The 23,912-nt window shown below is 59.1% G+C and carries 21 protein-coding genes and 1 tRNA gene; 11 read left to right on the top strand and 11 right to left on the bottom strand.

Annotation, left to right across the window (positions count from 1 at the left end):
• The first annotated feature begins 94 nt into the window (after window positions 1-94).
• Window positions 95-1,354: an AGE family epimerase/isomerase gene (locus V6R85_RS09270; protein ID WP_004430639.1), complete on the top strand. Its 1,260-nt coding sequence runs from the start codon at window positions 95-97 to the stop codon at window positions 1,352-1,354.
• A gap of 133 nt (window positions 1,355-1,487) precedes the next feature.
• Here the strand turns inward: V6R85_RS09270 and V6R85_RS09265 are convergent, their stop codons facing one another.
• Complete coding sequence (locus V6R85_RS09265; protein ID WP_035212709.1) at window positions 1,488-2,048, bottom strand: dual specificity protein phosphatase family protein; 561 nt, start codon at window positions 2,046-2,048, stop codon at window positions 1,488-1,490.
• On the opposite strand from V6R85_RS09265, the gene V6R85_RS09260 reads away from it, so the two are divergent.
• On the top strand, window positions 1,941-2,216 hold the full coding sequence (locus tag V6R85_RS09260) for a hypothetical protein (RefSeq protein ID WP_162690287.1): 276 nt from the start codon (window positions 1,941-1,943) through the stop codon (window positions 2,214-2,216). The two genes, V6R85_RS09265 and V6R85_RS09260, sit on opposite strands and share 108 nt — an antisense overlap.
• A gap of 42 nt (window positions 2,217-2,258) precedes the next feature.
• On the opposite strand, the gene V6R85_RS09255 is transcribed toward V6R85_RS09260, so the two are convergent.
• Complete coding sequence (locus V6R85_RS09255; protein WP_080866314.1) at window positions 2,259-2,711, bottom strand: hypothetical protein; 453 nt, start codon at window positions 2,709-2,711, stop codon at window positions 2,259-2,261.
• Window positions 2,712-3,154: 443 nt separating this feature from the next.
• Here V6R85_RS09255 and V6R85_RS09250 point away from each other — a divergent pair, with 443 nt between their 5' ends.
• Both V6R85_RS09250 and V6R85_RS09245 read left to right on the top strand, forming a co-directional pair.
• The gene (locus tag V6R85_RS09250; RefSeq protein ID WP_004430633.1) at window positions 3,155-3,787 is read left to right on the top strand and encodes an outer membrane protein; all 633 of its coding nucleotides are present in this window, start codon (window positions 3,155-3,157) and stop codon (window positions 3,785-3,787) included.
• Between the two features lie 211 nt (window positions 3,788-3,998).
• The gene (locus V6R85_RS09245) at window positions 3,999-4,370 is read left to right on the top strand and encodes a hypothetical protein (RefSeq protein ID WP_004430631.1); all 372 of its coding nucleotides are present in this window, start codon (window positions 3,999-4,001) and stop codon (window positions 4,368-4,370) included.
• A gap of 157 nt (window positions 4,371-4,527) precedes the next feature.
• Here V6R85_RS09245 and V6R85_RS09240 read toward each other — a convergent pair.
• Window positions 4,528-4,603: transfer RNA gene (locus V6R85_RS09240), tRNA-Ile, on the bottom strand.
• 177 nt (window positions 4,604-4,780) lie between these two features.
• Between V6R85_RS09240 and V6R85_RS09235 the strand changes: the two genes are divergently transcribed.
• Window positions 4,781-5,524, top strand: coding sequence for an SIMPL domain-containing protein (locus tag V6R85_RS09235; protein ID WP_004430464.1), 744 nt, complete (start codon window positions 4,781-4,783; stop codon window positions 5,522-5,524).
• A 168-nt stretch (window positions 5,525-5,692) separates the two neighbouring features.
• On the opposite strand, the gene V6R85_RS09230 is transcribed toward V6R85_RS09235, so the two are convergent.
• Both V6R85_RS09230 and V6R85_RS09225 read right to left on the bottom strand, forming a co-directional pair.
• On the bottom strand, window positions 5,693-6,028 hold the full coding sequence (locus tag V6R85_RS09230) for a hypothetical protein (RefSeq protein WP_004430463.1): 336 nt from the start codon (window positions 6,026-6,028) through the stop codon (window positions 5,693-5,695).
• Window positions 6,029-6,180: 152 nt separating this feature from the next.
• The gene (locus tag V6R85_RS09225) at window positions 6,181-6,603 is read right to left on the bottom strand and encodes a secondary thiamine-phosphate synthase enzyme YjbQ (RefSeq protein WP_060725123.1); all 423 of its coding nucleotides are present in this window, start codon (window positions 6,601-6,603) and stop codon (window positions 6,181-6,183) included.
• Window positions 6,604-6,856: 253 nt separating this feature from the next.
• On the opposite strand from V6R85_RS09225, the gene V6R85_RS09220 reads away from it, so the two are divergent.
• The gene (locus tag V6R85_RS09220) at window positions 6,857-9,409 is read left to right on the top strand and encodes an HWE histidine kinase domain-containing protein (protein ID WP_111834720.1); all 2,553 of its coding nucleotides are present in this window, start codon (window positions 6,857-6,859) and stop codon (window positions 9,407-9,409) included.
• 282 nt (window positions 9,410-9,691) lie between these two features.
• Here V6R85_RS09220 and V6R85_RS09215 read toward each other — a convergent pair whose 3' ends face one another.
• The 3 genes from V6R85_RS09215 to dnaG form a co-directional block, all read right to left on the bottom strand.
• Window positions 9,692-10,609: a DUF930 domain-containing protein gene (locus tag V6R85_RS09215; protein ID WP_060725258.1), complete on the bottom strand. Its 918-nt coding sequence runs from the start codon at window positions 10,607-10,609 to the stop codon at window positions 9,692-9,694.
• 195 nt (window positions 10,610-10,804) lie between these two features.
• Complete coding sequence (gene rpoD, locus V6R85_RS09210; RefSeq protein WP_060727426.1) at window positions 10,805-12,859, bottom strand: RNA polymerase sigma factor RpoD; 2,055 nt, start codon at window positions 12,857-12,859, stop codon at window positions 10,805-10,807.
• Between the two features lie 393 nt (window positions 12,860-13,252).
• Entirely contained in the window at window positions 13,253-15,238 is a 1,986-nt protein-coding gene (gene dnaG, locus V6R85_RS09205) for a DNA primase (RefSeq protein ID WP_087744632.1), read from the bottom strand.
• Window positions 15,239-15,436: 198 nt separating this feature from the next.
• Here dnaG and V6R85_RS09200 point away from each other — a divergent pair, with 198 nt between their 5' ends.
• Both V6R85_RS09200 and V6R85_RS09195 read left to right on the top strand, forming a co-directional pair.
• Window positions 15,437-15,730, top strand: a complete 294-nt coding sequence (locus V6R85_RS09200; protein ID WP_087744634.1) for a BrnT family toxin — start codon at window positions 15,437-15,439, stop codon at window positions 15,728-15,730.
• Complete coding sequence (locus V6R85_RS09195; protein WP_099086038.1) at window positions 15,681-16,013, top strand: BrnA antitoxin family protein; 333 nt, start codon at window positions 15,681-15,683, stop codon at window positions 16,011-16,013. The genes V6R85_RS09200 and V6R85_RS09195 overlap by 50 nt, the downstream gene beginning before the upstream one ends.
• Window positions 16,014-16,299: 286 nt before the next feature.
• Here the strand turns inward: V6R85_RS09195 and V6R85_RS09190 are convergent, their stop codons facing one another.
• Window positions 16,300-16,752 (bottom strand): GatB/YqeY domain-containing protein, encoded by a 453-nt coding sequence (locus V6R85_RS09190; RefSeq protein WP_004430448.1) that lies wholly within the window; start codon window positions 16,750-16,752, stop codon window positions 16,300-16,302.
• 335 nt (window positions 16,753-17,087) lie between these two features.
• Here V6R85_RS09190 and carA point away from each other — a divergent pair, with 335 nt between their 5' ends.
• Entirely contained in the window at window positions 17,088-18,293 is a 1,206-nt protein-coding gene (gene carA, locus V6R85_RS09185; RefSeq protein ID WP_004430447.1) for a glutamine-hydrolyzing carbamoyl-phosphate synthase small subunit, read from the top strand.
• 38 nt (window positions 18,294-18,331) lie between these two features.
• On the opposite strand, the gene V6R85_RS09180 is transcribed toward carA, so the two are convergent.
• Window positions 18,332-19,729, bottom strand: coding sequence for an MATE family efflux transporter (locus V6R85_RS09180; RefSeq protein ID WP_020808732.1), 1,398 nt, complete (start codon window positions 19,727-19,729; stop codon window positions 18,332-18,334).
• A gap of 328 nt (window positions 19,730-20,057) precedes the next feature.
• Here V6R85_RS09180 and mcpU point away from each other — a divergent pair, with 328 nt between their 5' ends.
• Together mcpU and V6R85_RS09170 are read left to right on the top strand one after the other, a co-directional pair.
• Entirely contained in the window at window positions 20,058-22,148 is a 2,091-nt protein-coding gene (gene mcpU, locus V6R85_RS09175; RefSeq protein WP_111834719.1) for a methyl-accepting chemotaxis protein McpU, read from the top strand.
• 306 nt (window positions 22,149-22,454) lie between these two features.
• Window positions 22,455-22,934, top strand: coding sequence for a DUF2938 domain-containing protein (locus tag V6R85_RS09170; protein WP_020808734.1), 480 nt, complete (start codon window positions 22,455-22,457; stop codon window positions 22,932-22,934).
• A 30-nt stretch (window positions 22,935-22,964) separates the two neighbouring features.
• Here the strand turns inward: V6R85_RS09170 and ypfJ are convergent, their stop codons facing one another.
• Window positions 22,965-23,897: a KPN_02809 family neutral zinc metallopeptidase gene (gene ypfJ / locus V6R85_RS09165; protein WP_004430442.1), complete on the bottom strand. Its 933-nt coding sequence runs from the start codon at window positions 23,895-23,897 to the stop codon at window positions 22,965-22,967.
• Between the last annotated feature and the right edge of the window lie 15 nt (window positions 23,898-23,912).

Genomic DNA, 23,912 nt, shown 5'->3' with positions numbered 1-23,912 from the left:
CAGGCATGGCTTTGCGTCGTTGCGTCACGTTACGAAATATCGCTGACAGATGACAGGTTTATACGGCAAGGATATAAGCCGAAGCAGCAAACGCATGGAGGACGCAATGCCCGAAGACGATCACAACAGCCGCAACTGGAATACCCTGCCCTGGCACCGCCAGTGGCTGGTGAAACAGGCCGAGGGACTTTTCGACTTCTTCCAGTATCGCGCCCTCAATCCCGCCGGCGGTTTCTTCGATCTCGACGCCAAGGGCGCGCCGCTGCAGGCAAACGATCCCGTGCGCGGCATCCATGCCTCTGCGCGCATGGTGCATTGCTTCTCCATCGGCCACCTGCTTGGCCGGCCGGGCTGCGGCGATATCGTCGATCACGGCATGACCTATCTCTGGAACAAGCACCGCGATGGCGAACATGGTGGTTATTTCTGGCAGGTGAACGATGCCGGCCCAGTGGACGCCACCAAGCAGGGTTATGGCCACGCCTTCGTGCTTCTGGCCGCCTCTTCCGCCAAGACCGTCGGCCACCCGCTGGCCGACCCGATGTTGGCTGATATTACCGAAGTGCTGGAAAGTCGTTTCTGGGAAGAAAAACATGGCGCCATCGCCGAGGAATTCAATCGCGACTGGTCGCCCATCGACAATTATCGCGGCCAGAACTCCAATATGCACCTCACCGAAGCGCTGATGGCCGCCTATGAGGTGACCGGCGACAATAACTATCTCAGCAAGGCCGAACGCATCGCCGATCTCGTCATCCGTCGCCGCGCCGGCGAGCTGGATTTCCGCGTGCCCGAGCATTTCGACGACAACTGGACGCTGGACAAGGACTATCGCGGCAACGAAATGTTCCGCCCCTCCGGCTCCACCCCCGGCCACTGGCTGGAATGGGCGCGTCTCATCCTGCAATTGTGGATACTGGGCGAACGCCGCCACGACTGGATGCCGGTCGCGGCCAAATCCCTCTTCGTGCAGTCCATGGCGCTGGGCTGGGACCGGGAAAAGGGCGGCTTCTTTTATACGCTGGACTGGAATGACAATCCCGACAAGCGGGCAAAGCTCTGGTGGCCCATGTCCGAGGCGGCGGGTGCGGCCCATTTCCTCAACGAGAACCTGCCGGCGGATGGCTTCTACGAAGACAGCTATCGTCGCATCTGGAGCACCATCGCCAACAACTTCATCGACCATGCCAATGGCGGCTGGCATGAAGAACTGACGGAAGATCTGGTTCCCGCCCACACGCTATTCCCAGGCAAGGGCGATATCTATCATGCGCTCCAGGCCTGCCTCATCCCGCTTTTCCCGGCGACGGGCAGCCTGACGAAGGTGATCAAGGAAAGCGGCGGGGATTATTAAGGCGCTCTGCGGCCAATAGCCCCTCTGCCGTCATGCTCGGGCTTGTCCCGAGCATCTGCGGCCTATGTATCGGACGCAAAGTGGCTGGATCCTCGGCACAGGGCCGAGGATGACGTCGAGCATAAAGCAACCCTCAAAACCCGATGGTTTCCTCGAAATCATCCCAGGACTGGTACATTTCATAGCGCCCGATTCCGGGGATCGGCACATGCCCGTAATAGGGCGAAAGCTGAAACTCGGCTGCCGCTTCGCCCTTGCCAGCCACAGCAGCCACATAGATGGCGGAGGCAAGCCCGGTGCGGTTGGCGCCATGTTCACAGTGGATGAGAACAGGCTTTTCCGCATTGCGCAGCACGGCCGCCAGCGTTTCCGAATCCTCCACCGAGACCTTTTCGCTTGAACTCAGCGGATAATCGACAAGCCGGATGCCATTGTTTTTCGCCGCGCGGCTTTCGGCTTCATACCAGCCTTCACGCTTTTCATCGCGCAGGTTGATGATCGTCTTGATGCCATAGGCCTTGGCATAGGCCGCGATGTCCTTGCCGCTCGGCTGGGCCGAACGATAGAGTTCGCCGGGAATGACTTCATGGAAATTTCCGGTCAGCTGGCCGATGCCCATATGCGCACCCGCCAGAACCGGCAGGGCGACAAGGCCAATGGCCGTTATTTTCAGAAACTTCAAAACAATACGCAAAACATCAACCCGCGACATCAATCGAATGAAGGGGGAAGTGGCATCGCAAATGGACGAAAACAAGTCAGCGACCATCCCGACCCGTTCCGGCGCGGACGATGGAAGTTGACCTTTCCGCCCGAAGCAACTGTGATGCAAGGGTTTTACGACGGCCGCTCACCGGAGTGAAAATTCTCAAAATACCGTGATCGCCGGAAGCAGTCGAACCGTTCAGTCGAATTCTGCGGATATGACGGTAACGCGCCATTCCAGACGTTGCGGCTCTACCCTTTCATTGTTGCGCAGCCTGAAGGAACGGCAGGCCGCGAACGTCTCCCCGGCCTCGATCCGTCTTTCGCTCACCTGATAGGGATCGAAGGTGACCGAGGCGCGGAAGGCCGGTTCGAACCCTTCGAGCGTATAGGTCAGCCGCTGCACCGCGACATTATTGTCGTTGCGGAAGCTGAGGCGGATTGGCAATGCCGCATCCGGGCAGGCCGCGTCGAAGCCGGCGGTCGCGACGATATGGTCAAGCCGCTGGTTGCCGCGCCGCCAGTCATAAATCACAAAGGCGGCGGTGGTCGTCCAGATCAGCAACAGGCAGATGACAACGGATTTGAGATGCCGCGGAAACGCAATGAGGGTGAGGAGAAGAATGGCGCTGAGAACGGCTCCGACAATCACGTCGTCCCTCCTCCGCTAAAATAAAGCCTCATGTGAACTCATCCTCCCATGCCCTTTCCGCCCGCAACGATCCCCCTCACCGGGAGGTCGCGACGGTGTACTCTCAGCCGCAGCTTATGCCGCTTCTGGCGCAGCGCAAAGCACCGGCCCGCCGTGGTCAACCACAACTCTATGGTCGCGTCCCCCGCTGTCAAGACAACCAAGCGTGACACCCGCCCACCACTTTTCCGGACCTTTGACGAAACACCAAAGGGAACCAAACGCGGCTGAAGGCGTTCGCAGCATCAGAACAGCATGGCGGGGCGATAAAACGCCGCGAACCGGGGCAAAGGCGGCAGCAAGGCCGGGAGGACACGAGCGCCTCTTGGAACCGCCGAACCCCGCCCCATATTAAAAGCAGCTAATCTATGCTATGGATGTCAGTCAGCTCAGGGAGAAAACCGATGAAAACGCTGATCGTAACGTCACTCCTGGCCCTGTCGGCCAGCACCGCAATGGCCGCGGATGCCGTCTACGAAACGCCCGCACCTCCGGTCGCGCAGGAAACCCTGCCGGTCTTCACCTGGTCTGGCCCCTATCTTGGTATTCAAGGCGGCGCGGGCTGGGCAAATGGCGATTTTTCGGCCGGCGGCCCGGTCGCCTCGGATAATTTCGATGGCGGCATTCTCGGCGCCTTCGTTGGTTACAATTACCAGTTCGACAATAATCTGGTGCTCGGCATCGAAGGTGATGTCGATTATAACTGGAACGACAATGACTATGCCGGCGTGCAGATCGGTACCGACTGGCAGGGTTCCGTTCGCGGCCGCGTCGGCTATGCCTTCGACCACGCCCTGCTCTATGCCACCGCTGGCTGGACCGCGACACGCGGCTTCATCGAAACGCCCGGAGCCGGCAAGGACAGCACCACGTTCAACGGCTATACCGTCGGCGCGGGTCTGGACTATGCCTTCACCGACAACGTGTTCGGCAGGCTGGAATATCGATACAACGACTATAGCGACAAGGACATCTTCGGTATCAACACCGATGTCGACCAGCACACTGTGAAAGTGGGTCTCGGCGTGAAGTTCTGATCGCGACCGAAGGATTTCGACAAGAAGCCCGGCCGTCCGCCGGGCTTTTTTATTGCGGAAAGCGTGCATCTTCCGCGATCCTGCAGTCGGAAATCAGGAAAATATGAACCGCTTGAAAATGAGATATTCACAGGCCGTTCACCCGTCCCGTGCCATCATCCGGGCATAATGAGCCTCTATCTCCCGAAGCAGGCTTATGGAGTAGCCCCCGATGAAAAAGATAATTCTTTCCACTATTGCCGCGCTGGTCGCCACCGGCAGCATTTTTGCATCCTATGGCACCGCTGCCGCGCAGGACTATCCCTATCGCCCGCGCTACGACCGGGGTTATGACCGTGGCGGCCCACCTCCGCCGCCCTACCGCGAACATCGCCGCCACAATGATGGCGCAGCGATTGCCGGCGGCCTCGCCGCAGGCGTCATCGGCGGCCTGATCGGCGGCGCCATCGCCAACGGCAACGGCGGCCCCCGCTACTACGAACCGCCACCGCCGCCCCCGCCGCGCTGCTGGTTCGAAGACCGCCGCGTTCCCAATTCTTATGACGGCGGCTGGCATACGGAGAGTATGCGGGTTTGTAACTGACCCGATAGCTGAAAACTCAATCTAGATGATCCGATCAGCCTAACCGGCTGGTCGGATTTTTGTTGGATGGAACAAAAAATCCAGAAGAGGGCGATGATCGATAAAATAGGGATCCGCTGCCTGGAATCTCGCTATTTTGTCTAAAATATGAGAAAAATGGTGGGCCCGGAGAGACTCGAACTCCCAACCAAGCGGTTATGAGCCGCCGGCTCTAACCATTGAGCTACAGGCCCTTTCGGAAAACCGATCCGAAACACCGGCTTCGCAATGGTTCGAATCCGGTGGTCACGCTCTAACGTAATTTTTTGAGCCCGACAAGCCATTGATGCTTTCCCAAAACAGCGCCGCCGTATTAGCTACACAATCTAAGGCAATACCCTTCAAAGGGACTCAATCAACGAGGAAACACCATGAAGACAAAAACGGCCCGCCTTTTCGCACTCACCGCAATGACCGCAGCTGCCATGATGCCGCTCGCCGCCCAGGTGTCTGCGCAGGAGGCTTCCCCGCGCGAAGCCACCATCAGTGTTTCCGGTGAAGGCCAGGCGGCCATTGCCCCTGATATGGCGATCCTGTCCTTCAGCGTCGTCAAGCAGGCGGAGACTGCGGCTGCGGCTCTTACCGAAAATTCCAAGGCGCTCGCCGACGTTCTGAAAGCGCTGAAAGAGGCCGCCATTGAAGACCGCGACCTGCAGACCAGCAATTTCTCCGTGCAGCCGCTCTACAAGCACTATGAACCCAAGGACGGCGTCTATGTTGCGCCCGAGATCACCGGCTATCAGGTATCCAACGGCCTGACCGTGCGGGTGCGCGACCTGAAGAAGCTCGGCACGATCCTCGATACCTCCGTCAAGCTCGGCATCAACCAGGGCGGCGACATCACCTTCACCAATGACAAGCCCGAAGCGACGGTGACCGAGGCCCGCAAGCAGGCCGTCGCCGATGCGCTGGCCAAGGCGAAGACGCTGACGGAAGCGGCGGGCGTGAAGCTTGGCCGTGTCATTCAGATCAGCGAAAACTCGCAGCGCCCGATGCCGGTACCGGCGGGCGTGATGCGTGCTTCGATGATGAAGGAAGCCGACAGCGTGCCGATCGCGTCGGGTGAGAACAGCTACAGCGTGGTGGTCAACGTCACCTTCGCTCTCGAGCAGTAAGATCGGCGGCGGGCGGCACTCCTGTGCCGCTCCTCCTCCATCCTGAATTCAGCCATTGGCATGATGCAAAACGAAATGCCCCTCGCCTGCCTTTCCGGACAAGCGAGGGGCATTTTTTAATCGTTCTGCCCGACGGGGATATCAGCAGATCGATAAGACTGGCCGCTGTTAGCGCCGGATCACCGGGCAACCGCGCTCATTGGCGAAAACGATACGATCACGGCCGCGACGGTCAAAGCCTGCCACCACGACCCGGCGCGGCGATACATCAACCACGCGGGCGCGGCGAAGACCCATGCGGCTTGCCTTTTCTTCCGCAAGCGAAACCGAGCAGCCGCGGCGCGGGCGGTCCGGACGGCCCCAGCCGGGACGATGACCATAGCCGTCCTGAACCTGAACTCTGAACTGGACATCCGAGCCTGCGGAAGCCGCTGGCGCCGTAAAGGAAATTCCACCGAGGGCTATGAGGGTAGCCAGGCCGGCTTTTGCAAAGGTGCTGAACATGAACTTCACTCCGTTTGTTTCTTTGCCGACAGGGGAACATCCCCCGGCGATTGACGAGACCCTAGACCCGCCCGTCTGAATATCAGCAGAACCGAATGTTCAGCAGGCGTTCAGAGAGGTTAACGCGCAATACATCAATCCGGATCCAGACATCACGGCGAGATATGCAGCACGATTTCCCGCCGATGCGGCTGGTCGCGATGTTCGAAAAGATAAAGGCCCTGCCAGGTGCCGAGCACAAGCCTGCCGTCGCTGATCGGCACACCGATGGAAACCGTGGTCAGCGCCGATTTGATATGGGCGGGCATATCGTCGGGGCCTTCCAGCGTGTGGATGATCCATCGCATGGAAGGATCATCGGAAGGCGGCACGAGCCGGGAGAAAAACACCATGAGATCACGCCGCACATCGGGATCGGCATTTTCCTGAATAAGCAGCGAGCAGGATGTGTGCCTAACGAAGATTGTCAGCAGGCCTTCCTCCACCCCGGCATGATTGACGAATGCCCTGGCCTCGGATGTGAACTCGTAAAGGCCCTGTCCATGGGTGGGGACGATCATCTTCTTCTGCGGCACAATTTTTCCTTCAAATAACTTGGAACAAAATCGACGCTGCCAACGTTGCAACATGTCAAATTGTATCCGATGACATCACGGATACGACAATCGCATGACGGCGGCTCATAAAAGCACAACGGAAAACCGGCGTCACAGTTGCAAAAATCGGGGAAGGGTTGGCACTATCAGAATGGACTATTCAGGCTTTCCCATCTCACGACAACCAGATTATCTTCGGCACAGACAGACACAGGGTGCGAAAGACTGATTCATGGCACCCAGTGACTATCAAGTCGACCTGACCAATTGCGACCGCGAACCCATCCACATCCCAGGCTATATTCAACCGCATGGCTGTCTCATCGCCTGCGATAACGCCATGCGCATGGTGGTGCGGCATTCCGAAAACTGCCGCGAACTGCTGGGCATTGACGGCGATATCAATGGCAAAACCGCCGAGGACGTGCTCGGTAAAAAACTCGTCCACGATCTTCGCAATGCGCTGACCGTCACCGGCAGAACCACGCGTCCCGCCATGCTGCCGGCCATGGAAATGAGCGACGGCCGCAGCTTCGATATTTCGCTTCACCGCTACAAGTCCACCACGATCATCGAATTCGAGCCCTCCGGCAGCGAAACGCAGCCGCTCGGCACGGCGCGCAAGATGGTGGACCGCATCCGCGAGGCGGACAGCGTTGAAAGCCTGATTTCCAGAACGACGCGGCTGGTAAAGGCGACGCTCGGTTACGACCGGGTGATGATCTACCGTTTCGAGGAAGATGGCGCCGGCAAGGTCGTGTCGGAGGCGAAGCAGCCGGAACTGGAAAGCTTTCTCGGGCAATATTTCCCCGCCAGCGACATCCCGCAGCAGGCCCGTGCGCTTTATCTCAAGAATACGCTGCGCATCATCTCCGATGCCAGCGGCGCCCGCGTTCCTGTCCTGCCGGCCGTCGATGCCTCCGGCGAGCCGCTCGATCTGTCCTTCGCGCATCTGCGCAGCGTCTCGCCCATCCATTGCGAATATCTCCGCAACATGGGTGTCGGCGCTTCCATGTCCATTTCGGTGATTGTCGACGGGGCCCTGTGGGGCCTCATCGCCTGTCATCACTATTCCCCGCGCGTGCTGACCATGCCGGTCCGGATCGCCGCCGAAATGTTCGGGGAATTTTTCTCCATGCATCTGCAGGTCCTGAAACAGAAGCGCAGGCTCGATACCGTCAACCACGCCCATGCCGCGCTCGACCGCTTTCTTCGGCTTGCCGCGCATCACGCCAATATTGAAGAACTGCTGATCGACAGTTTCCAGGATTTTGCCGATCTGATGCCGTGTGACGGCGTTGGCCTGTGGGTGGGAAACAACTGGCACTGCCATGGCGCAACGCCGCCGCATGACGCCATTCCAAGGCTGGCGCGTTTCGTCGCCTCGGCTTCCGAAGGCAAGGTCTGGGCGACCCATGCGCTGTCGCAGGCGATACCGGAAGCGGAAATCTACGCCGGCACCGCGGCCGGAATGCTCGCCATTCCACTCTCGCAGGTAAAGAACGACTATCTCCTGTTTTTCCGCAAGGAGATCGTGCAGAACCTGAACTGGGCCGGCAATCCGGAAAAATCCTATGAGACCGGCCCGATGGGGGATCGTCTCACGCCGCGCAAAAGCTTTGCGATCTGGAAAGAGACGGTGCGTCTGCAGGCGCAGCCCTGGTCGGAAGCCGACCGGGAAATCGCCGAAGCCGCCAGAATTGCGCTGGTCGAGGTCGCATTCCATCACAGCGAGCTGATGGCTGGCGAAAGGGAACGCGCCGAAGTGCGCCAGCGCATGCTGAACGAGGAACTCAACCACCGCGTCAAGAATGTTCTGGCCATCATCAAATCGCTGGTCGGCAATCCCTCGCAGGAGGGCAAGACCCTGCAGGAATATGTCACCGCGCTGAAGGGCCGCATTCAGGCTCTGTCCTTTGCTCATGACCAGATCATACGCGGTGAAGGCGGCGGCGCGCTTCGCGATCTTCTGGACGCCGAATTGTCGCCCCATCGCTCGCCGGAAACGACGGTGAAACTTGAGGGGCCTCAGGTCACGCTCGATTCACGCGCTTTCTCCGTGATGGCGCTGGTTCTGCACGAACTGGCGACGAATGCCGCCAAATACGGCGCGCTTTCGCAAAATGGCGGGCAATTGCATGTGCGCTGGCAGATCAGCGAAAACCGCGATTGCGAGATTGGGTGGCGCGAAATCCTGCCCACCAAACTGCCTACCCCGTCGCGCGCCGGTTTTGGCACGGCGCTCATCAGCCGCAGCATCCCCTACGATCTCGGCGGGCGCAGCACGATGCGCTATTTGCCTGATGGGCTGGAGGCGGAAATTTTCCTGCCCGCCCGTCACGTCTCATCGGCGACGGTCGCATCCAGCGCGCAAACCGAGGATGAAACCGCACCACAGCCCAGACGCTATAACCGGGAGGAGCCGTTGAAAGTATTACTCGTTGAAGATCAGATGCTGATCGCCATGGATGTCGAGAACATGCTGGAGGATAACGGCATCAAGACCATAGAAACGGCAACCTCGTCGGCAATGGCGATTGAAAAGCTGAAGAGCTATGTGCCTGACGTGGCCATTCTCGACATCAATCTCGGCTCAGACACCTCGATCCCGGTCGCGAGAGAACTTCACCGCCGCGGCGTCCCGTTCCTCTTCGCCACCGGCTATGCGGATGGCAGCATGGTGCCGGATGAATTCGGCAATGTGCCGGTTATCCGCAAGCCCTATGATGAGGATGCGCTGATGGCGGGCATTGGGCTACTGGTGGGTGATACGGAGCGGGTGTGAGATAGCTCTCTAAGCACGCACCCCTTGCAGCCACATGGAGTACGACACGATGCTTCCCGGCTGGTGTATAGGGAGGCCGTTTTGCAGCGCACTTCCCTCCCTCATCTCTGTGCTTGTCACAGAGATCCAGCCAGCCCAAGTCCTTGGGCTGAAAGGACGTTCTTCGCCGCGCGGACGCGCGCCGGCTGGATTCCTGTGACAAGCACAGGAATGAGGGAGAAGGGATGGAATCGACGAATGGAACCTTTGTTTCACTTACCCTCGCGAGGGACAAATGGTCTGCTACCGCCCCGTGAAACCTCGTTTCTTTGCTTCAGCCGCCGTAATGACATCACCTATTTTAAATCTGAAGGCCGTCACCGCGTAATTCTCGACATCCACCTCACATTGAAACGTGACATCGCGCCAGACGTCGCCGACGTTGAATGCACCTCCGGTAGCGTCAAGTAGATTGCCGGATATGCGTCCACCGGTGTCGGAAAAGCCGTACATGCCTCGGGTGGCCGTATAAACCTCTCTTATTTGGGCCAATGCTTCCGCCTGACAAAGTTGCACGATGCGACGACGGGGCGGTAGATCGCCAAAAATCTGCCGTCGCTGCGCTGGAGTTAACACAGCAGACGACAATAAGCTTTTGGCCGCCGGAAGTTTCGCGGGCTTCTCTTCCGCCACCTCCGCAGGCTTTTCCTCAACCGGCTTTGCCTGCGGCACTGGCGGCTGATCCGGCTGCGATTCTTCCTTGATAGGTGAAACCGCGATTTCCCCCTGCGCGGCGGAAGCCTGAAGATCGCGGTTGGCGGCGGGCGGCGCGGGCTTTTCCTCGGCCGCCTTTTCAGGCTGGCTTGCGGGCTCCTCGGAAGGCTCGGTCTTTTCCGCTTCTTCCGCCTTTCCCGGCTTGTCCTCGCGATCCGCCTGCATTTCCTCAGGCCTCATGGCGATGGCCGGCAACGTCGCCTGCGGCTGCGGCAAAGGTTTTGCCTCTTCCGCCGGTGGGGCCGGCGGTGGTGGCGGAGGTTGCGGCTTTTCCTCTTTCGCCTTCTCTTCACCCGGTGGCGGCGCCTCTTCCGCCTTTTTCTCCTCGGGCGGCGGCACCAGATCGACGCTGATGCTCTCCGGCTCCTGCGGTTCGACTATCCGCTCGGGCAGTTCGAAAAGGAAGATCGCAACGACGGCAAGATGCAGGAGAACGGAGACGGGCACAGCCCATCCCTTCCACCGCCATCTGCCTGCCGAAACCTGTTGCATCTCATCGAACCAAATCGAACCGGAGCATTTCCAATAAAAGCGGAATGCCTGTTTTCACACATAAGGCTTGTCGCAGAGTTCGCCAGTGCGGGAAACAAAAAACCCGGCCAGAGGTGACTGACCGGGTTCAATTTTAAAGGAAGCAAAAGCTTAGCTGTCGAGGAAGCTGCGGAGCTTTCTGGAGCGGCTCGGATGCTTCAGCTTGCGCAGCGCCTTCGCTTCGATCTGACGGATACGTTCGCGGGTAACCGAGAACTGCTGGCCGACTTCTTCCAGCGTATGGTCGGTGTTCATGCCAATGCCGAAGCGCATGCGCAGAACACGTTCTTCACGCGGCGTCAGCGAGGCCAATACGCGGGTCGTCGTTTCGCGCAGGTTCGCCTGAATGGCGGCGTCGATCGGCAGCAGCGCATTCTTGTCCTCGATGAAGTCACCGAGATGCGAATCCTCTTCGTCACCCACGGGGGTTTCGAGCGAGATCGGCTCCTTGGCGATCTTCAGAACCTTGCGCACCTTCTCAAGCGGCATGGCCAGCTTCTCGGCCAGTTCCTCCGGGGTCGGCTCGCGGCCGATCTCGTGCAGCATCTGGCGCGAGGTACGAACGATCTTGTTGATCGTCTCGATCATGTGCACCGGAATACGGATGGTGCGCGCCTGGTCCGCGATCGAGCGGGTGATCGCCTGCCTGATCCACCATGTCGCATAGGTCGAGAACTTGTAACCGCGGCGATATTCGAATTTGTCGACCGCCTTCATCAGGCCGATATTGCCTTCCTGAATGAGATCGAGGAACTGAAGACCACGGTTAGTGTATTTCTTCGCAATCGAGATCACGAGACGCAGGTTGGCCTCAACCATCTCCTTCTTGGCGATACGCGCTTCGCGCTCACCCTTCTGCACCATCGAAACGATGCGGCGGAATTCGGCGATGGAAATGCCGGTTTCCGTGGAGAGGTTCTGGATTTCCTGACGGATTTCCCGGATCGTGTTGCTTTCCTCGCGCGCGAATTCCTTCCAGCCGCGGGCGGCCAGATTGGCGATCGACTTCATCCAGTTCGGATCAAGTTCCGCACCGTGATACTGCTCGAGGAAGCTGTCGCGCTTGACGCCGTAGGATTCGGCAAGGCGCAGCAGACGGCCTTCGTTCTGCATCAGGCGCTTGGAAATGTCGTAGAGCTGCTCGACAAGGCTGTCGATACGGTTCTGGTTCAGCGACAGCGACTTGACGGCCGTGATCAGCTGATCCTTCAGTTCCTTGTAACGACGCTCCTGGCCGGAAGACAGCGTACCGGTGCAGGCAAGACGCGCCTCGACCTGCTGATCCTGAAGCTTGCGCAGCTTCTTGTAGGTATCGGCAATGGTGTCGAGCGTTTCCATGACCTGCGGACGCAGTTCGGCTTCCATCGCGGCAAGCGAAAGATTGGACTCGTCGTCGTCCTCTTCTTCCTCTTCCGGCGGAAGGCCATCGCCGCCCACATCAGTCACATCTTCGTCACCGGTCGGCGCACGCAGCTTGCGGGTCTTTTCCTTCTCTTCGGCGGCCTTGCGGTCAGCCTCGATCTTTTCCGGGCTCTGGAACTGGGGAGCCGCCTTGGCTTCCGGACCGGAATAGGTCGTTTCGAGATCGATGATCTCGCGCAGAAGCGTCGTGCCCTCATTCAGTTCGTCGCGCCAGATGATCAGCGCCTGGAACGTCAGCGGGCTTTCGCAAAGGCCCGAAATCATCGTTTCGCGGCCGGCCTCGATACGCTTGGCGATGGCGATTTCGCCCTCGCGCGACAGAAGCTCGACGGAACCCATTTCGCGCAGATACATGCGCACCGGGTCATCGGTACGGTCGGTCGGTTCTTTCTTCTTCGCGGTCGCAAGCGCGGTGCCGCCGGAGGGGGCGAGTTCGCCACCTTCGGACTCTTCGCCATCGGAATCGTTGTCGTCGTCGCTCGCGGTTGCCTCTTCGGCATCCTCGTCCTCGATGACATTGATGCCCATGTCGGACAGCATCGCCATCGTGTCTTCGATCTGCTCGGAAGTCACCTCTTCGGACGGCAGGACGGAATTCAGCTCGTCCATCGTCACATAGCCGCGCTTCTTGGCGGCCTTGATCATTTTCTTGACCGCGTCATCCGAAAGGTCGAGAAGCGGGCCGTCCGTCGCACCGTCGCGTTCGTTTTCTGCTTCTTCGTTTTCTTTGACTTTGGTTGCCATCTATCTCGTCGCTTTCCCTGACGCTAACACCTGTTCCGCCGCATCGCCGTCCGCCCCTTGAGCATCCAGCGGTTTGCCGCGAATCACTGTCAGACACCTAACGGAGTGATCTTTAATTGCCGATTAACCACGGCAGCCTCAGGCAGAATGCAAAGACAGTGCACCCGGAAATGCTTGCTCATGCAATTTCTATCCGCCAAGGCTCATTCCACCTTACTTTTCCTGAAATGGTGATTCCCGCTATTTCCCGCCCCGTCAAGCCTTTGCGGGCGAGACAGACACGGAAATTCTTAAAAAGAGCCGCATTTTGCGGGTTATCACCAAACTATCCCCTATTTAGGACGCTTGCCGCAAAAGGCAACCCCAAACACCTTTCAATTCTGCCGACCATCATCAGCCATGGCCAACAGCCGGCCCCTTCACCCGGCCGGACATGACCCCGAAACCATCGATGATCGCTTCCTGGTTTTCCATGCGGCCGATTTCCAGCTGGACCTCGGCCAGAGCGCGCACCAGAAGTGTGCCGCGCTCATCATCCGTCGCTTCGGCTATTTCCCGCTCCAGCTCGCGTTTCTGCCAGAGCAGGGATTTTGTCCGTTTGTGGAGGGAAAGCGCCTGCACGTAACCTTCACGCGCATCCTCCATCGCCGCCTGTTCAGTCGCGGTCCACAGGCGGGCATTGCGTACCTGCTGGTCCATGGCTTTCAAAAGCACCTCGAACTCGTGCTGCGACAGCCGCTCGATCAGCCCTGCTCGCGAAATCTCCGCAGCACTTTCCGCCGCATAGGTCAGCACCGTCGACCACAGGCGCTGCAGATCGCGGTTCTCGTAATCGATGGCGGCGATCTCGTCATATTCCTCGAGCAGCAGTTCGGGATGGTTGACGATGGTGATGGCGAGAACGCTTTCCCGGAGCGAAGGCTTGGTTTGATAGCCCCTGACAAGGCCCGATTGCGCCAGGCGATCGGAAATGCTGCTGGTTGGTGCTGCCATCGCCCCGCCACGCCCTGGCGCATTGCGCTGGAAGCCACGTCCCGTCGGCTGCGCGCCATTGCGGCGGAAATTGCCGTTCTGTGTCCCGCCCTGCTGAAAACGTGGCTGGAAAAAGCCATTCAGCCTGTCACGCATATCCTGCTGGTAAAACCGCCGCACGGCCTCGTCGCCGATCACGGCAACAATCTGCCGCAGCCGGCTTTCGAGCTGGGCGCGTTTTTCCGGCGTATCAAAGGCGACGCCTGACGTCTCGCGGCTCCAGATCATCGCCGCAAGCGGCTTGGCCTCGGACAATACCCGGTCAAAAGGCGCGCGCCCCTCCAGCCGCACGAGATCGTCCGGATCCTTGCCATCGGGCAAAAGCGCAAAGCTGACGGAGCGATCCGGCTTGATATGCGGCAAAGCGAGATCGGCGGCACGGTTGGCGGCGCGAATGCCGGCACCGTCACCATCAAAGCAGAGGATCGGCTGTGGCGACATTTTCCAGAGGAGATCGAGCTGGCTTTCCGTCAGCGCCGTGCCGAGCGGCGCGACGGCATTTTCGACACCCGCCTGATAAAGCGCGATGACGTCCATATAACCTTCGACGGCAATGACAGAACCGCCTGCCGCCTGCGACGCACGCCGGGCGCGGGCGAAATTGTAGAGAACATTGCCCTTGTGAAAGAGTTCAGTCTCGTTGGAGTTCAGATATTTCGCCACGGCATCCGAAGCCATCGCGCGACCGCCAAAGGCGATCACCTTTTCCCGCGAGGACAGGATCGGGAACATGATGCGATCGCGAAACCGGTCATAGGAGACCGGTACGTTCTCATGCACCACCAGCCCGCAGGCCTCCATCTGTTCCTTCGACACGCCCTTGCTCGCCAGATGCTCTTTCAGCGCATTACGGCTATCCGGCGCATAACCGAGCCGAAAGGTCTCGATGGTGCGCCCGGTCAACCCGCGATCGCGCAGGTAAGCCCGCGCCCGCGCGCCAAGCGCCGTCTGCAGCTGGTCCTGAAAGAACAGCGTCGCCATTTCCATGACGTCCTGAAGCGAGGTCCGCTCGCGCTCGCGCTTTTCCGCCTGCGGATCGGGCTGCGGCATGGAAATGCCGGCCATATCGGCGATCTGCTGCACGGCCTCCGGAAAACTCAGCCCCTCAAGCTCCGTCAAAAAACGGAAATGGTCGCCCGAAACACCACAGCCAAAGCAATGGTAGCGGCCCTTACGGTCCTCGCAGTGAAAGCTCGGGCTTTTCTCGCCATGGAACGGGCAGCAGGCCCAATAATCCCCACGCGACGTGTTGGTCTTCTTCTTGTCCCAGGACACACGTCGGCCGATCACATCGGAGATGTGCACGCGGTCGCGTATCTCATCGAGGAAAGAATTGGAAAAGCGCATGGGTTACCTGTTCGAGGCCAGTCTTTCATATAAGCGCATAACAGCCGCAATACAAAATGGAGAGATAAACAATACCCACTATTCACAGGCGGAATTGACATCGGTGTATATACAGAAGAATATACGAGTGTATATACATACTCGGTGCATGAGTGCCTATGAACTGACATCAGGTGTAGGCAGCGCATGGAAATCGTGATGAAGGATTTCATCTCCTTTGAATGGGATGAAAACAAGCGGCGAAATAACATTCAGAAGCATGGCATCGATTTCGAGGACGCAGTCGAGGCACTGTTCGAGCCTCATATCGAAGTACCTTCTGACCAAAATGGAGAGGTTCGCATACGCGCTATTTGTCCGTTCACGGGGCGCCTTATAGCTGTCGTTTACACGATGCGGGGCGAGACATGTCGGATCATATCGGCGCGCGCGGCGCGAAAAAATGAGCAACAACTCTATTACGCGAACTACCCTGGAAGAAATTCACGCTAAGCGCGCTCGCGGCGAGAAGAGCGCGACCGACTGGGCGCGCGTCGATGCCCTGACCGACGAGGATATCGACCGCGCCACGCGCGACGATCCCGACTGGGCCGGCTTTGAGGATATCGACTGGTCGAAGGCCGAAGTGGTTTTCCCTACTCCCAAACAGTCAATTTCCATTCGCGTCGATCAGGATGTCGTGGATTTCTTCAAGGCCACCGGGAAAGGTTATCAGACCCGCATGAATGCCGTCCTGCGCCACTATGTGCATGAGCAGAAAAAGCGGCAGGGCTAAGCGTGGCAACGCCCTTTGCGCCTGCTTCGGGCAAATTTGTGGCGCCGCAACCTCACCAAAAATTATGTTTTTGTAATTTGAGTGCCACGCAGCCGCGATGTAAAAACATACTTACAGACAGAGCGATGAATTTTCGCAGAAATCTGCCGACGCCCGCAGGCACGTCCCCCGAAAAAACGCCTGCGCTTGAGAGCATTCTGATCCGCCGGAATGCGTTTTCGTCGACAGAAAAAAGGCAGGGCAGCCCACATCTGCCCTGCCTTTACTTTTTTCGGCATTGCCGATTTTACTTCAGCAAGTCCTTGACGACGCCGGAGGCTTTCGCGAAGTCGATCTGGCCCGGATAACGCTCTTTCAGCGCATTCATGCACTTGCCCATGTCGCGCAGACCGGAAGCGCCGGTCTCCGTGATGACGGCCTGGCAGAGTTCGCGCACCTTCTCGGCCGGGATTTCTTCCGGCATGAATTCCTTGATGATGACGATTTCCTCGCGCTCCTGAGCGGCAAGCTCGGGACGGCCGGCACCTTCATAGATGGTGGCGGATTCTTCCCGCTGCTTTACCATCTTGGTCAGGATCTGCATGATATCTTCATCGCTGACGGGGTCCTTGCCCACGCCGCGATTGGCGATATCGCGATCCTTGATGGCCGTCTGGATGAGACGCACGGTCGATGTACGTCGGGCGTCACGAGCCTTCAGTGCATCTTTCAAAGTATTAGCGAACACGTCGCGCAGCATTTTTCTTCTCCTTGGGAAAGCCCGTTCCGCAGCTTCCTGATCGGCAAACTTTCCGCCTTATTTTTCGCAACGACATAAACGAGCAAACACGCTCAAGCAAATCAATTGCATAAGCCCTTGAATCTACGACAGCTTAAATCCGCGTAAATCTTGGACCTGCGGTTGACCGCTTGGGCTGCTTTCGTTATTTTCCGGCACCTGCACGAGATTTTAACGAAGGGTCGGAACGCGAGCTTTATCGCGCGCCCCTTTATGTCACGAAGCCTGCGACAAAAATGGCCCCTTACCCCCTGCCTTTCAAGAGGCGGGGTGCGAAGCGGCAGAAACGGAACGAGATGACCGAGACAGCGCCCTGGACTACCCGCAAACCGACCGCAATGCTTGTTCTTGCCGATGGCACAGTGATCGAGGGAACAGGCATCGGCGCAACCGGCAAGGTTCAGGCCGAAGTCTGCTTCAACACGGCGCTCACGGGTTACGAGGAAATCCTCACCGACCCTTCCTATCTCGGCCAGATCGTCACCTTCACCTTCCCGCATATCGGCAATGTCGGCACCAATGAGGAAGACATTGAAGACCTGACGCCTGCCGCCCGCCGCGGCGCTGTCGGCGTCATCTTCAAGGCCGACATCACCGATCCCTCGAACTTCCGCGCCGCCAAGCATCTGGATGCCTGGCTGAAGGCCCGCGGCGTCATCGGCCTTTGCGGCATCGACACGCGCGCGCTGACGGCATGGATTCGCGAAAACGGCGCGCCGAACGCGGTCATCGCCCATGACCCGAACGGTGTCTTCGACATCGAAGCGCTGAAGGCGGAAGCCAAGGCGTGGAGCGGCCTCGTTGGTCTCGATCTCGCCATCGAAGCGACCTCCGGCCAGTCCTCCACCTGGACTGAAACCCCCTGGGTCTGGAACAAGGGTTACGGCACGCTCGGTGAAGCCGATGCCAAGTATCACGTCGTCTGCGTCGATTTCGGCGTCAAGCGCAACATCCTGCGCCTCTTTGCCGGTTTGGATTGCAAAGTCACCGTCGTTCCAGCCCAGACTTCGGCCGAAGACATCCTGGCGCTGAAGCCGGATGGCGTGTTCCTGTCCAACGGCCCGGGAGACCCGGCCGCGACGGGCGAATATGCCGTGCCTGTTATCCAGAACCTCATCAAAAGCGATCTGCCGATCTTCGGCATCTGCCTTGGTCACCAGATGCTCGGCCTCGCCGTCGGCGCCAAGACCGAAAAGATGCATCAGGGCCACCACGGCGCGAACCATCCGGTCAAGGACTTCACGACAGGCAAGGTGGAAATCGTCTCCATGAACCACGGCTTTGCGGTCGATACCAAGTCGCTGCCCGAAGGCGTCGAAGAGACCCATATCTCGCTGTTCGACGGCACCAATTGCGGCCTGCGCATCGTCGGCAAGCCGGTCTTTTCCGTCCAGCACCATCCGGAAGCATCGCCCGGCCCGCAGGACAGCCATTACCTCTTCCGCCGCTTCGTCAACCTGCTGCGCGAGAACAAGGGTGAGGCAGCGCTCGCCGAGCGCTGATACCTCCGGAGATCAGGAAAGATTATGCGGCCCGCTTTTCAGCGGGCCGTTTGCATTTCACGCTTCACCAGAAGCACGAAGCGAATGGTGAGCAGAACAGCCGCCGTTGAAAGGCCGATCACGAAACCGAACCAGACGCCGCGTCCGCCAAAGCCGAGCGGAAAAGCCATGATCCAGGCAAGCGCCAACCCGATCGGCCAATAGGAAATCAGCGCCAGCATCGCCGGAATGCGCGCATCCTTCAATCCGCGCAGCAGACCTGCCGTCACAGCCTGAATGCCGTCGACCAGCTGGAAGATACCGGCGATCACCACGAGGCTGCTGGCATAGGCAAGCACTTCCGCCGCCTCGGGCAATTTCGCATCCAGGAACCACTTCGCCAGAAATTCCGGCACGGCCGCAAACAGGATGCCACCGCAAATCGCAATACCGCAGGCGATCGCATAAATCATGATGGCGGCGCGGATGAGATTCTTGAAATCGCCCTGACCGCGGGCGATGCCCACCCGCACGGTCGCCGCCTGCGACAGGCCGAGCGGGATCATGAAGGCGATGGAAGCAAGCTGCAGGGCAATGCCATGCGCCGCAAGCTGCACGGTGCCGATTTGCCCCATCAGGATCGAGGCGGCGGCAAACAGCGTCACTTCGGCGAGAATGGTGATGCTGATCGGCAGACCAAGCCGCAGCACTTCAAAAAGCGCGTGCCAGTCCGGCCGCCAGAAGCGCACGAACAGCTCGTATTTCCTCGTTTCCTCGCGCGTCTGCACATAGGCGACGATGAAAATGAAGCTGAAGGCATTGACGATGACGGCAACGACAGCCGCACCATTCATGCCCATCGCCGGCAATCCGAAATGGCCGAATACCAGCATATAGGCCAGCACGCCGTTCATCACGAGCATGATGATGGTGACATAAAGAATGATGCCCGCACGCCCGATGGCGCTGACGAGACTGCGCAGCACGTAAAACAACAGCGCCGGCAGGAGGCCGAACTTGGCGATGGCGAGATAATGCCCAGTCAGCGCCGCAACATTGGGGTTCTGCCCAAGCGAAACGAGAATGCGCTCCGCATTAAAGAAGATCGGCAGGGCAAGCAGCCAGTAGGCAATCGCCACCCACATGCCCATGCGAAGTGAGCGACGGGCCGCCGTCGCATCACCCTGCCCGTAGGCCTGCGCCACCATCGGCACCACGGCGACGGAAAAACCAGAGCCGAAAATGAAGACGACAAAGAAGAACTGCCCGGCCAGCACCATCGCCGCCAGTTTTTCGGCGCCAAGCTGGCCGACGATGATCATGTCAGTGGTGTGGATGCCAAGCTGCGCGAGCTGAGCGCCGATGAGCGGAATTCCCAGCACAAGCGTAGCCTTGAAATGCGAAAACCACGACCCCGATCCGGACGGAACGGTTCCTGCAACAACCGACGAAGACATTGTAATTCACCTGAACCTTGGCCGTTGCCCGCGAATTGCGCAACGGCAGCATGGTGATGAATAAAATATTCCCTTCCTGCACGCAACCTTTGCAGATCGATGATCAAAATTTACGCAAAACGGCAATCTGGCGCGCCGCGGCCGAGCCCGACTGACATAAGACAAATTTAGCTGAATTTTACCATTTCGCTTTACTTATTAGAATATCGCGTAGTTCTTCTAAACCACAAGCTGCATGACGCAGAATATTCCCGCCTTTGAGGCATGTCTTTCCCACCATTTTCCAAGATGAACCGAACGGGTTCACCCGGTTTCAAGGACGTGTAGCTTGCCCAAGAAAACCAATCTCATGACGCGCATTCTCGTTGCGGCGTCGTCACTTGTCGTCGCCGCCTTTGCCGGTTTCTCTTTCTACATCGACAGTCTTCAGCACCGGGTCACGACGGAAGCGGTGGCGGAGAATATCGATTCTTCCGGCAAGCAGGCCGCGCAAAGCATCGCCAACTGGCTGAATGGCCGCATCATGCTGACCGAAACGGTGGCAAAGACGCTCGCCAAGCTGCCTGATGACGAGGCCAAGCTGCGGTTTCTGGAAAACGACGTTCTCACCGCCCAGTTCATGTCGACCTATTTCGGCAATGCCGACACCGGCAGCTTCACCACCTTCCCGAAAACACCACTGCCTGAGGGTTATGATCCTCGCAAACGCCCGTGGTATCTGGATGCGGTGAAAGCCGGTAAGACCGTCCTGACCGAACCCTATAATGATGCATCGACCGGCGGCCTCATCATCACCGCCGCCATTCCCGTTTCCATCGATGGCAAGCTTGCCGGCGTGACGGGCAGTGACTTCTCGCTGGATTCGCTGGTGAAGATGATCAAGTCGGTGGATGCCGGCACGGATGGATACGCTTTCCTCGTCAGCAAGGATGGCAAGATCCTCATCCATCCCGATCCGAAATTCGTCGACAAGCCGCTGGCCGACCTCTTCAAGGTCGACACACCGGCTATTTCCTCCGCCATTTCCCAGACCGAGATCGACGGCAAGGGCAAGATCACCAGCTTCATTCCGGTCGCCGGCCTGCCCTCGGTTGACTGGTATCTCGGTTTCGTCGTCGATTCCGATGTTGCCTACAGCGCAATCGGCCAGTTCCGGTTGGCGGCAACCATCGCCACGATCCTCGCAGCCACGATCATGATCGGACTTCTCGCAACCGTCCTTTCACGCTTCATCGTCCGCCCCGTCACGCAGATGACCTCGGCCATGGAAGGCCTTGCAGCCGGCAATCTCGATGTCGCCATTCCCGGTCAGGAGCGCACCGACCAGATCGGCTCGATGGCGGCAGCGGTTGCCGTGTTCCGGTCGAACGCCATGGAACGTCTGCGCCTCGAAGGCGATGCCGAGCAGAACCGCACGCTTTCCGAACAAGAACGCAGCGACCGCGAGAGACTGGCGGCAAAAGACGCGGCGGACATCCAGTTCGCGGTCGATTCGCTTGCCAAGGGACTGGCTCATCTTTCGAACGGCGATCTCAACTATCGCATCGACACGCCCTTCGTGACCCGCATCGACCGCCTGCGCGACGATTTCAACAATTCCGTCGCCAAGCTGAACGCGGCGCTCAGCACCGTCGGCCAGAATGCCCGCGCCATCGACGCCGGCGCCGGAGAAATCCGCCAGTCGGCGGATGATCTCGCACGGCGCACCGAACAGCAGGCAGCCTCCGTGGAAGAAACGGCGGCGGCGCTTGAGGAAATCACCACGACGGTGAAGGATTCCGCCCACCGTGCGGAAGAAGTCGGCCGTCTGGTCGATCGCGCCCGCAACAATGCCGAACAATCAGGCGTCATCGTGGAAGATGCCGTGCGCGCCATGGAAGGCATTGAAAAGTCATCGTCGGAGATCAGCAACATCATCGGTGTGATCGACGAGATCGCCTTCCAGACCAACCTGCTGGCGCTGAATGCCGGTGTGGAAGCCGCCCGCGCCGGTGAGGCGGGCAAGGGTTTTGCCGTCGTCGCACAGGAAGTGCGCGAGCTTGCCCAGCGCTCCGCCAATGCCGCGAAGGAAATCAAGACGCTGATCAACGCCTCGACATCGCAGGTGCAGTCCGGCGTCGATCTCGTCGGCAATGCCGGCAAGGCGCTGGAAACCATCGTCCGCGAAGTGCAGGAGATCAACCGTCATATCGACGCCATCGTGACCTCGTCGCGCGAGCAGTCGACCGGGCTTCAGGAAATCAACACCGCCATCAACACCATCGATCAGGGCACGCAGCAGAATGCCGCGATGGTCGAGGAACAGACGGCGGCAAGTCATGGGCTGGCGTCCGAAGCGGCGGCGCTTAACGATCTACTCGCACAGTTCCAGCTCGCCACGGCCACGCGGCGGCAGGCGGAATATGGGCGTGCTGCTTAAGGAACCGCCTGATCGTTTGGCGGAGGCAAAGCATACAAACGCCGTCACCCCGGACTTGATCCGGGGTCCAGCGCGATCAAGTCCTTGATCGCGAAAGACTCATTCCCCACGGCGCAGACGCGCCGTGGCTGGATGCCGGATCATCCTCGGGCTTGTTCCGGGGACCGGCATGACGGAGGAGAGGTTTCAACCTCTTTCATGGCCGGAGCGATCCGGCCATTTTTATTTGCCGCGCGAACGATACCCGGTTCTCTCTACCGGCCCGATCCGCTAGAGCTTGATCGATCATGATTTGCGGAGGGATCTATGCTGGATTTGATTTGGCGCGGCATTGCCATGGGCATTGGCGGTACCGTGTTTATGGACATATGGGCAATCATACTGCACCGGTTTTTTGGCCAGTCCGCCCCCAACTGGGCGCCGGTCGGCCGCTGGTTCTGGCATGTGCCGAAGGGCAGGATATTTCACGACAGCATCGCCACGGCGGCACCTTACGAGCATGAGCTCGCGCTCGGCTGGATTTCGCATTACGCCGTCGGCATTCTCTATGGCATCATTCTTGCGCTGGTGGTCCCGGCCGCGTGGTTTGCAAACCCGTCCTTCATTGAGCCGTGGATCATCGGCATCATAACGGTGGGCGCGGGCTGGTTCCTGCTGCAGCCGGGTCTCGGCATTGGCTGGGCCGCATCGAAAACGCCGAACCCCACGAAGGTTCGCGTCCTCAACCTCGTGGCCCATACCATCTTCGCCCTCGGCATGTATGCCGTAGCGCTTTTGATGCGTTGAATGAAAAGGGGGCTGAAAAGCCCCCTCTCCTTAGATATTCGCCGAGAACGTATCGCAATCCTCGACACGGCCGCTCTGGAAACCGCGCTTGAACCATTCCGCGCGCTGTGCCGAGGTGCCGTGGTTGAAACTGTCAGGCACAACATAGCCTTGAGTCTGCTTCTGCAGCGTATCGTCGCCAATCTGGTGGGCGGCATTAAGCGCTTCCTCGAGGTCGCCGGTTTCGAGAATGCCCTTCTGTTCGGTAAACTTGCCCCAGATGCCGGCATAACAATCAGCCTGAAGCTCGACTCGCACCGACATCTTGTTCGCGTCCACCTGGCTCATGGACTGGCGGCGGCGGTTGAATTCCGGCAGAACGCCGGTCAGGTTCTGGATGTGGTGGCCCACCTCATGTGCAATCACGTAAGCCTGTGCGAAATCGCCGGCCGCACCGAAACGCTTGTCCAGTTCATTGAAGAAACTGGTGTCGAGATAGACCTTGCGGTCACCCGGGCAATAGAACGGGCCGCTGGCGGCAGAGGCATAACCACAGGCGGATGACACCTGCCCGGAGAACAGAACCAGCGTCGGTTTCTGATAGGTCTCCCCGGCGGACTGGAAGATGCCGCTCCAGGTATCTTCCGTCTCAGCCAGCACGGTGCGCACGAAAGCCGTCGTCTCGTCCGACGATTCGCCCTGCGGGCGTGTGCCGGATTGCTGGGTGCCGGATTGTTGCGTCGTGCCACCGCCGTCCATCGAGATGTCGCCACCCGTAAGCAGCGTCAGCGGGTTGATGCCAAGCACCCAGCTGATCAGCAGGATGACTACAATGCCGCCGATACCGATGCCGCCACCGCGACGCCCGATCGGCACGCGCATTCCGCCACGGGAAAAAGGATCGTTACCGCCTGGCCCCGATCCCGCCGACATGCCACGCCGATCCTCGATATTGTCCGACTGGCGGCGCCCTCTCCATTCCATGCTATTCTCCCGGCG

It is taken from the genome of Agrobacterium sp. CCNWLW32 (assembly GCF_037083425.1).
In the GTDB taxonomy this organism is placed as follows: domain Bacteria; phylum Pseudomonadota; class Alphaproteobacteria; order Rhizobiales; family Rhizobiaceae; genus Agrobacterium; species Agrobacterium radiobacter.
Note: the sequence above shows the minus strand (reverse complement) of the source record. Positions and strands in the feature narration are given on the sequence as shown.